The organism is uncultured Chitinophaga sp., from assembly GCF_937874145.1.
In the GTDB taxonomy this organism is placed as follows: Bacteria; Bacteroidota; Bacteroidia; order Chitinophagales; family Chitinophagaceae; genus Chitinophaga.
Map to the genome: position 1 here is coordinate 1 of NZ_CALNBI010000509.1, position 8,526 is coordinate 8,526.

At 56.5% G+C, this 8,526-nt stretch carries 8 protein-coding genes; 5 read left to right on the plus strand and 3 right to left on the minus strand.

The genetic code is table 11. The annotated features are described in order from the left end of the window. Together Q0510_RS24200 and Q0510_RS24205 are read right to left on the minus strand one after the other, a co-directional pair. Positions 1-537 (minus strand): RagB/SusD family nutrient uptake outer membrane protein (locus Q0510_RS24200; RefSeq protein WP_298717692.1); only part of this gene is annotated, 537 nt, incomplete at its 3' end. A gap of 11 nt (positions 538-548) precedes the next feature. Next, positions 549-3,932, minus strand: a complete 3,384-nt coding sequence (locus tag Q0510_RS24205) for a SusC/RagA family TonB-linked outer membrane protein (protein WP_298717695.1) — start codon at positions 3,930-3,932, stop codon at positions 549-551. Positions 3,933-4,203: 271 nt separating this feature from the next. Between Q0510_RS24205 and Q0510_RS24210 the strand changes: the two genes are divergently transcribed. Together Q0510_RS24210 and yiaA are read left to right on the plus strand one after the other, a co-directional pair. After that, on the plus strand, positions 4,204-4,767 hold the full coding sequence (locus Q0510_RS24210; RefSeq protein WP_298717701.1) for a Crp/Fnr family transcriptional regulator: 564 nt from the start codon (positions 4,204-4,206) through the stop codon (positions 4,765-4,767). An 83-nt stretch (positions 4,768-4,850) separates the two neighbouring features. Continuing rightward, on the plus strand, positions 4,851-5,273 hold the full coding sequence (gene yiaA / locus Q0510_RS24215) for an inner membrane protein YiaA (RefSeq protein WP_298717703.1): 423 nt from the start codon (positions 4,851-4,853) through the stop codon (positions 5,271-5,273). A gap of 90 nt (positions 5,274-5,363) precedes the next feature. Here yiaA and Q0510_RS24220 read toward each other — a convergent pair whose 3' ends face one another. Beyond that, positions 5,364-6,275: an OmpA family protein gene (locus Q0510_RS24220; RefSeq protein WP_298717705.1), complete on the minus strand. Its 912-nt coding sequence runs from the start codon at positions 6,273-6,275 to the stop codon at positions 5,364-5,366. A gap of 186 nt (positions 6,276-6,461) precedes the next feature. On the opposite strand from Q0510_RS24220, the gene Q0510_RS24225 reads away from it, so the two are divergent. The 3 genes from Q0510_RS24225 to Q0510_RS24235 all read left to right on the plus strand — a co-directional run. Then, on the plus strand, positions 6,462-6,713 hold the full coding sequence (locus Q0510_RS24225; protein WP_298717708.1) for a hypothetical protein: 252 nt from the start codon (positions 6,462-6,464) through the stop codon (positions 6,711-6,713). Between the two features lie 265 nt (positions 6,714-6,978). Next, complete coding sequence (locus Q0510_RS24230) at positions 6,979-8,121, plus strand: zinc-dependent alcohol dehydrogenase (protein WP_298717711.1); 1,143 nt, start codon at positions 6,979-6,981, stop codon at positions 8,119-8,121. Between the two features lie 10 nt (positions 8,122-8,131). After that, the coding region (locus Q0510_RS24235) for a hypothetical protein (RefSeq protein WP_298717714.1) at positions 8,132-8,526 on the plus strand (395 nt) is incomplete at its 3' end.

An 8,526-nucleotide genomic window follows, 5' to 3' on the forward strand; every position in this document is an offset into this window, starting at 1 on the left:
CGCCACGGTCCTGCGGTCGTATTGCTTCACCACTTCTTTTTCCGGCTCCGTCACATAGGGCACGCCCGGTTTGGAAGCAGCCGTAGCGGGATCGTAAGTTTCAGCGAAGAAGGTTACCAGCATGAAATGCGCATACGCCCGGCAGAGGAGCGCTTCGCCTTTCTGCGCGTAATAGGCGCCGGGATTGGCGGCTTTCTCGCAAGCTTCCAGTGCCTGGTTGGCGGCGGCGATGGCGGAGTAGCAGGCGTTCCAGTAATATTCAGGCGAGTCCTGCTCTTCGCTGCGGACGTCGGTGAAGGTATACGGGTCCACCACTTCGTTGCCCTGTTCTCCCTGCCCGCGGTCGGTCACGTTGTCGGAAGCCAGTTCGGCGAACTGCACGTAGCTGGCGCCGGGGTAGGCCGTGGCCAGGAGGCGCGACACCTGTTCCGGTGAGGTTAGCTGCGCCCTGTTGTCGGGCGGCTGCTCCAGGAATTTTTTGCAACCCGCCGTAGTCAGCAGGGTAATTATGGCTAATATGCTTAAATGCTTTTGCATGGTCGTTACTTTTAGATGCCTACTTTCAGGGAGAGCGTAAATTGTTTCTGCACGGGCTGGGCCACGCCGCCGGTATTGAAGAACTCCGGATCCTGGCCTCTCAGTTTCGGATCGGCGTAAATCAGCCAGGGGTTGATCGCCGCGGCCGTTACGCTGGCGGTTTTGAGACCCACGCGTTTGAGCAGCGTGGGTTGCAGCATATAGGAAAGCGATACCGTCTTCAACCGGATCATATCTCCCTTGGCCACCCTTTCGGTGGAATAGTTGTAGTTGTTATAAGGATATTCCCCACTCAGCGAACTCTTCTCAAACGCCCCGTAAATCGGCGGCACCCGGGTATACTGCTCGTCGCCCGGAAACACCCAGCGGTCCTGGAATTCTTTCGGTGAAGCATCCAGGTCGGAGTAATCGACGTGGAAGGCCGGGTACAGCCGGATCATATTGCCCGCCTGGTAGGTCACGAATACGTTCAGCGACAGCGATTTGTAATTGAAGGTATTGGAGAAGCCGCCGGCGATGGTGGGGTCTACCGGGCCCATATACTTCAGGAACCCCACGTTGTAATCCTGCAGGTAAACGGAGCCGGACACTTCCCCTTTCTCGTTCTGGAACAAAGGCTTGCCCGTCCGCGGATCGAGGCCGGTGAAGGGAATGGCGAAGAGCCCCCGCGCCGGGTAGCCCTGCTGCGCACCGCCTTCCGCCACCACCAGGTTGTAAATACTCGGCCGGTTGCGCAGGGCCGTGATTTTAGTGGTATTGTAACCGAAGGTCAGGTTCGTTTTCCAGCCCCAGTCCTGCTGCTTGATCACCTGCCCGCCTACCAGCACTTCGATGCCGTGTGCGTCCATGTCGGCGTAGTTCGCCGCTTTGAGCGACTGCCCGCCGACGCCGGAGGTGCGCACCACGCTGATCAGGTCGAAGCTTTGGCGCATATAGGCGTCTACACTCACGTTTACTTTCTTCTGGAAAAGGCCGAAGTCGAGCCCCACGTTGCTGGTGTAGGCTTTTTCCCAGGTCAGGTCTTCGTTTTCCAGTTCCGCCAGCACGATCACCGATTCCATTTCATTGAGGAAAGGCCGGTTCGTGTTGATATTGCGGAGAACGATGGTCGAGTTGGTGGCCGGGCCCATGCTGGCGGTGAGGCCGTAAGAACCGCGGACCGTCAGGTAATCGATCCAGGTGAGGTCCTGCATGAACGGCTCGGCGTCGGCGTTCCAGGAACCGGCGATGCTCCAGGTGGGGAGCCAGCGGGCGCGGGCGGAACTGCCCAGGCGGTTGGAGCCGTCGTAACGGCCGGTGGCCGTCAGGTTATATTTCTGTTTGTAAGAATATCCCGCCGATCCGTAAAACGCCACGAAGCGGTCGTAATCGCGGCTCATTCCGTAATACGGGAAATTCGCCTCCAGGGTTTGCTTCACGATGCGGTAATCCACGAAGGGTACGCCGCCGTTGCCGTATTGATAGCCGAACCCGGTGTTATTGGCGTTCTGGCGGTCAGTGGATTTCACCTGCATACCGGCCAGGAGGTTCAGTGAATGGGTGTTGTTGATGGTCTTGTTATAGTTCAGGCTGGGGCGGATGTCGTAGTTCACCATCTGGTCTTCGGTACGGTTGTAGAAACCGCCGTAAGGCAGCACTACCACCGGCAACGCCTCGGGATCGTCCGGGTCGCGGTAGAGGAATTTATTGTTCTGCTGAATAGTTGCATTGCCCGCCGCGCGGTAGGCGTTGGCCATATTCGCGTCTTCCTTAATCTGGTGCTCCATGGAGGATTTCACGTAGCGGAGGGCGCCCACGAAATCAAGCTTCAGGTCGTTGGTGAGCTTAATGGAAAGATCGCCCTGTAACCGGATGTCGGCCACATTGATATCGAGGTAATTATTTTCCAGTTCGGTGAGGATGTTGAAAGGCGCGTAGTTGCGCTGGAAGTACTCGCGGTCGCCGTTCAGGTCATATGCCGTGAGGGTACGGCTGGAGTTGAGGGCGAAGTTGAACGGGTTGATGTCGAAGTCGCGGTCCATTTTGCCCTCCACCGGGTTGGGGTTCCGCTTCAGCGAACCCGGCGCGCGCTGCTGGCGCACGGAGGCCAGTGTGGAGAAACCGACGGTTACGCGGTCCGACAGCTGGTAGTTATTCCGGAAGTTCAGCGTGTAGCGGTTGACGCGGTCGGCGATCGTCCAGCCGTTGTCGCCGTAATAACTGGTGGAGAAGTACGACTGCGATTTGTCGGTACCGAACGACAGGCTGAGGGAATGTTCCTGCATGAAATTATTCTTGAACAGCAGGTCGTACCAATCCGTATTGGCGGCGGCGTACCGTTTCAGGAAATTCTCCCGGGCTTCGGGGGTGTTGGGAATCGGGAAGTTGCCGTTGGCATCTGCCTGCTGGCCCAGGTATAATTTCCCGTAAACGCCCCAGTTGGGATTATTAACCGTTGCCGGGTTGAGGTAGCCTTTGCGTTCGAGTTCGGCGAGCACAGACATCTGTTCGCCCGAGTTCATGATGCTGTATTCCCCGTAGGAGGGCACCAGCTGGGTGCTGAAGTTGCCGGTATAATTCACGACGGGCTTGCCGATCTTTCCTTTCTTGGTCGTGATCACCACGACCCCGTTCATGGCGCGGGCGCCGTAGAGGGCGGTGGCGGCGGCGTCTTTCAGGATGGCGTAGCTTTCGATGTCGTTCGGGTTAAGCCCTGCCACCGCAGAGCCGAGCAAGGTGGTAGGGTCGCCGGAAGAGAGCTGATCGTTGGAGATATTGACCATATCCTCCAGCACCACACCATCTACCACCCATAACGGTTTGTTATCACCGTTGATGGAAGTGGCGCCGCGCACCCTGATCTTGGGCGCCGACCCGAAAGTGCTGGAAACGTTTTGGATGGTGACACCGGCCGCGCGCCCTTCGAGGCTGCGGGTGATGTCGCTCAGGCCGTCGATTTTTACGTCGTCGGCTTTCAGGGTAACGGCCGCGCCGGAAAATTTGCGCTTATCCAGGTCCTGGAAACCGGTCACCACTACTTCCGACAGCTGCCCTTCCAGCTGCTGGAGCCGGACGTTGAGCATTTGCCCGCGGTAGACGGCCACGGAGGATTTTTTACCAAGATAAGTAAAGCGGAGGCTGTCGCCGTTGCGGGCGGCGAGGGCGAAGTAACCGTCGGCGTCGGTCATGGCGCCCCTGCGGCTCACGAGGTTTTCGACGGTAACGCCGGGCAGGGGAATGTTTTCTTCCGCGTCGATGACGCGCCCCCGTGCCGTGGGTATGGAATCCTGGTAAAAGGATGCATGCGGGGCGGCTTCAGCAGGTTGTGGCGTAGCGGCTAATAGCGATAAAAGGAGGACTGCCGGGGACCGTTTAAGCCAATCCCGGACCACCGTATAGGTATCCATCATATGCATGGGTGTACATAGTTTTTATAGTTACGATCTGGTTCTGGTTGATATGTCAGTAGCTCAAAATCTTATACTGCGCGGGGTGCTTCGACACAATGAGAGTAACAGACATTCAGGGGCGGTACTGTTCCATTGTTTGTCTTAAGTTACACATTTATTGGCAGGAATGTTGAAATTGCGTGGCCTTTTTGTTGTCATAGGAAAGTTTTAAACAGGGTCGCAAGTTAGCGCCAAAATTTGACTTCCCCGGCCCAGCCCTTATTTTTGTCTTCTACATATGCAACAACTACTTGCGCATCTCGCCCGCTACCATCCCATCAGCCCCGCCGCGCGCCAGGCGCTGGAAGATTGCCTTACCGAATCGGTGCATGCCAAAAATGAGCTGCTCATCGCGCAGGGCCAGGTTTGCCGCCGGCTGTATTTCGTGGAGAAAGGATGCCTGCGGGGGTATTATCACCTGGAAGAAAAAGAGATCACCCATTGGTTCGGGTTCGAGCAGGACTTCGTCACCTCGTTCCACAGCTTCACCACCGGCCAGCCCGCGATGGAGAACATCCAGCTGATGGAGGGCGCCGTGCTCTGGTCGGTTTCCCGGGAGGAGCTCCTCCGCCTGCTCGACGCGCACCATGAACTGGAGCGGCTTGTGCGGATCGCGTATGAGAAATATTACCTCCGGCTGGAAGAGCGGTACGTCAATGCGCAGTTTAAATCGGCGGCGGAGCGGTACGAACAGCTGCTGGAACAGGCCCCCTACATCCTGGAACGCGCCCCGCTGGGGTATGTGGCTTCTTACCTGGGCATTTCGCAGGAAACCCTCAGCAGGGTCCGCAGCCGCCTTTAACATTTCGCCCGGCGCTTTTTGACGGATGTCAAAAGTTTGGCGGAAGGGCGGGCATATCTTGGCAGTATAAATTCAAAACCTTTATGGAAACTGTCAAACAACAACAGCCCTCCGCCGCCTTCGTAGCCGCCTCCTGGATCGCCCTGCTCGCGGGCGCCGTAGCTTTCAACATCGGCTTATGGAACGCCCCCATGCAGCTTAACGAAAAAGGCTACTACTTTACCGTGCTCATGTTCGGCCTGTTCGCCGCCGTTTCGGTTCAGAAATCGGTGCGCGACCAGATGGAGGGCATCCCTGTTACCGCGATTTATTACGGTTTGTCCTGGTTCAGTACGATCCTGGCCGTGGTACTGCTGACGGCCGGGTTGTGGAACGCCGAGCTCACGCGCAGTGAGAAAGGGTTCTACGCCATGTCTTTCGTACTCGCCCTTTTCGGCGCCATCGCCGTGCAAAAGAACACCCGCGACGCGAAGGTGTTCCGCCGGGAAGAAGACAACAAGCAATAGCCCGGCCTGTCATCCAGTGTAATTTCCCCATGTATAAAAAGGAAGCCCGCGCAAATGCGCGGGCTTCCTTTTTATTATTTGTCAACCGGGTTACCCCTGGGTCTGCGGCTCGGCAGGTTGTGCGGGCTGTGCTCCGGGAGCAGGTTCCGCACTTTCAGGCGCCTTGTCGATCAGCTCCATGAACTGGTCGAGTTTCGGCGTGATGATGATCTGGGTGCGGCGGTTGCGGGTCTTGCCTTCAGGCGTATCGTTGGACGCGATCGGGTTGTACTCGCCACGGCCGCCGGCGGTGAGGCGTTTAGGATCCACACCGTAGTTGTTCTGCAGCGACTGCACCACCGAGGAGGCGCGCAGGGTACTGAGGTCCCAGTTATTGCGGATATTGGGTTTGTTGATGGGCACGTTATCGGTGTTACCCTCGATCAGCACGTCGTAATCACGGTAATCTTTGATGATCTTGGCGATTTTGCTGAGGGTTTCGCCTGCGGCGGGAGAAATCTCGTAGCTGCCGGATTTATACAGCATGTTGTCGGACAGTGAGATATACACTACGCCTTTCAGCACCTGTACGTCCACATCCCGCATTTCTTCGCGGCTCAGGGAGCGGGTCAGGTTGTTGGTGAGCACCATGTTGAGGGAGTCGCTCTTGTTCTTGGAGTTCACCAGTTGCTGGATGTAGCGGTTGGAGGCGTTGATCTCATCTACCAGTTTAGAGATATTCACATTACCCTGGCTGGAGGAGTTCAGGCACTTGTCGAGCGCTTCCTGTAAAGAACGGAGCCCTGCCCGTTGCGATGCGATCTGCTCTTCGAGGCTGCGCACGCGCGTAGACGAACCCGACATTTCGCGCTGGCAATCGTTGTACTTGTCGGTAAGGGCCTTGTAATCATTCTGCAGTTCGCCATAATTACCTTGCAGCGCTGCGAATTTCTTGTTGCTCACACATCCTGTTCCAAGGACGGCCACCGCAAAAAACGCGGTTGATATTGCTATAATTTTCATATCACAAAAGGATTAGACTCATACTGTTACAAAGGTTGTACCATTACTGTTCAATCGGTTTACTTCATTAACAATCAACCTACAAGAAATGTTCATGTGACTTAATGTGTTTGAAAAACGGTGAAATTCCGTAACGAATGATTGGCCCGGGGCTTGATTTCACATCTCCGGCCAAAACCATGAACGATGAAACTAAGTGAACCGCTGATCAAAAAACTGGGCATGCCCTTCCTGCCCTCCGCGATGGTAGAAATGGAATACAAAGGCAAGGACCTATCTATCAAAACGGATGAAAACGGCAATGCGATCCTGGTGTTTATTGGCACCCGGCAGGCAAATGGAACGGTGAAAGGCGAACGTTACGCGCGGACCCTGAAATACGACCGGAGCGGCCGGCGGATCAAAGACCACTGGGAGCTGAAAGGCAAAGCCACCTGACCCGGTGGCATGGTATTAGGGGCGGTACTCTTATGGAAGCCTGCATCCAACCGGTCATACACATGCCATATATAGCGGCCGCATTTAGCGGCCATGCAAAGGTGTGGATCAATAACGCCGGTGTGGGGGCCGTTGGCACGTTTTGGGAAATCCCTCCAAGCGGGCGCCAATGGCTGTTATACGGCAACAGTGCAGGCCGTAAAAAACCGGATAAACCTGATTGTTTCATCTCCGCGCCGGACAGGTGTCGGACAACCCATTTCACATGCTGGCAATGAACTACCGCGGTCCGTACCGCATCCGTGCAGACAGGCACAAGCCCGACCCTGAGATACTGCATCCCGGCGACGCGATCATCCGTGTTACCCGTTCCTGCATCTGCGGATCGGACCTCCATCTTTACCACGGCCTGGTCCCCGACACCCGCGTAGGCACCACGTTCGGCCATGAGTTCACCGGCGTGGTGATGGATGTGGGGAATGACGTCAAAAACCTGAAACCGGGAGACCATGTGCTAGTGCCCTTCAACATCGCCTGCGGCAGCTGTCCTTTCTGCAGGCAGGAGCTCTATGGCAACTGCCATGAATCCAACGCGGAAGCCTCGGCGGCGGGCGGCATCTTCGGCTACTCGCATACGGCCGGCGGGTTCGACGGCGGACAGGCGGAGTACGTGCGCGTACCCTATGCCGACGTAGGTCCCGTTAAAATCCCCGAAAACATGGACCCTGATGACGCGGTATTGCTGACCGACGTGCTGCCGACCGGTTACCAGGCCGCGGAAATGGCCGGGATCAAAAAAGGCGATACGGTCGTTGTTTTCGGTGCGGGCCCCATCGGCATCATGGCCGCCAAATGCGCCTGGCTCTTCGGCGCGGGGCGCGTCATCGTGATCGACCATGTGGAATACCGGCTGGATTTCGTGAGGACTTACGCCCAGTGCGAAGCATATAATTTCAAATCCATCGGCGACCCGGTGCTGTTCCTCAAAAAGGCGACGGACTATTACGGAGCCGACGTCTGTATCGACGCGGTGGGTTGCGAAGCGGAAGGCAGCGCCATCCAGACGTTCACGGGGCGCAGGCTGCTCATGCAGGCAGGGTCTGCCACGGCGCTCAACTGGGCGATCAACTCGGTCAAAAAGGGGGGTATCGTTTCGGTGGTGGGCGTGTACGGTCCTACGATGAACCTCGTGGCCATCGGCAACGTGGTGAACAAGGGGATCACCATCCGCGCCAACCAGGCTTCCGTCAAAAGGCTATTGCCGAAGCTGATATCGCACGTTGAGAACGGTTTTATAGATCCGAAAGGCATCATCACACATAAAATCCCCTTGGAAGAAGTGGCGTATGCATATCGCATCTTCTCTTCCAAGCTGGATAACTGCATCAAAACGGTATTGGTTCCTTAAACGAATTTTTATGGGAAACATGGAAGAAAATTTCAGGCATATCAAAGGATGGGGCGTGGATGCCGACCCGGAAAACGAGCCCACCTACCCCATGAAGCACTATACGGGCGACGATCACCTGCGGCTGAACTATGAGCGCCCGCCCTTGCAGGAGCCCGGCGTCGAGATCCTGCAATCCAATGAAAGGCCGGGCCTCCCGGCGGTTTTCGGGACCTCCGTTCCGCCCTCGGGCTTCAGCGGGATGATCCGGCGCAAGGCGTTCACCCAAAGCGAAGGGCGCCTCGGCCATTGGATGCCGCTGATTATGGCCGACCGCGTGAACGTGATCGAAGGGTTGATCGAAGACATCCGGCAGGGTTACATTCCTAACTTCTATTATGAAAAAGGCTGGGATGCGGAATTAAA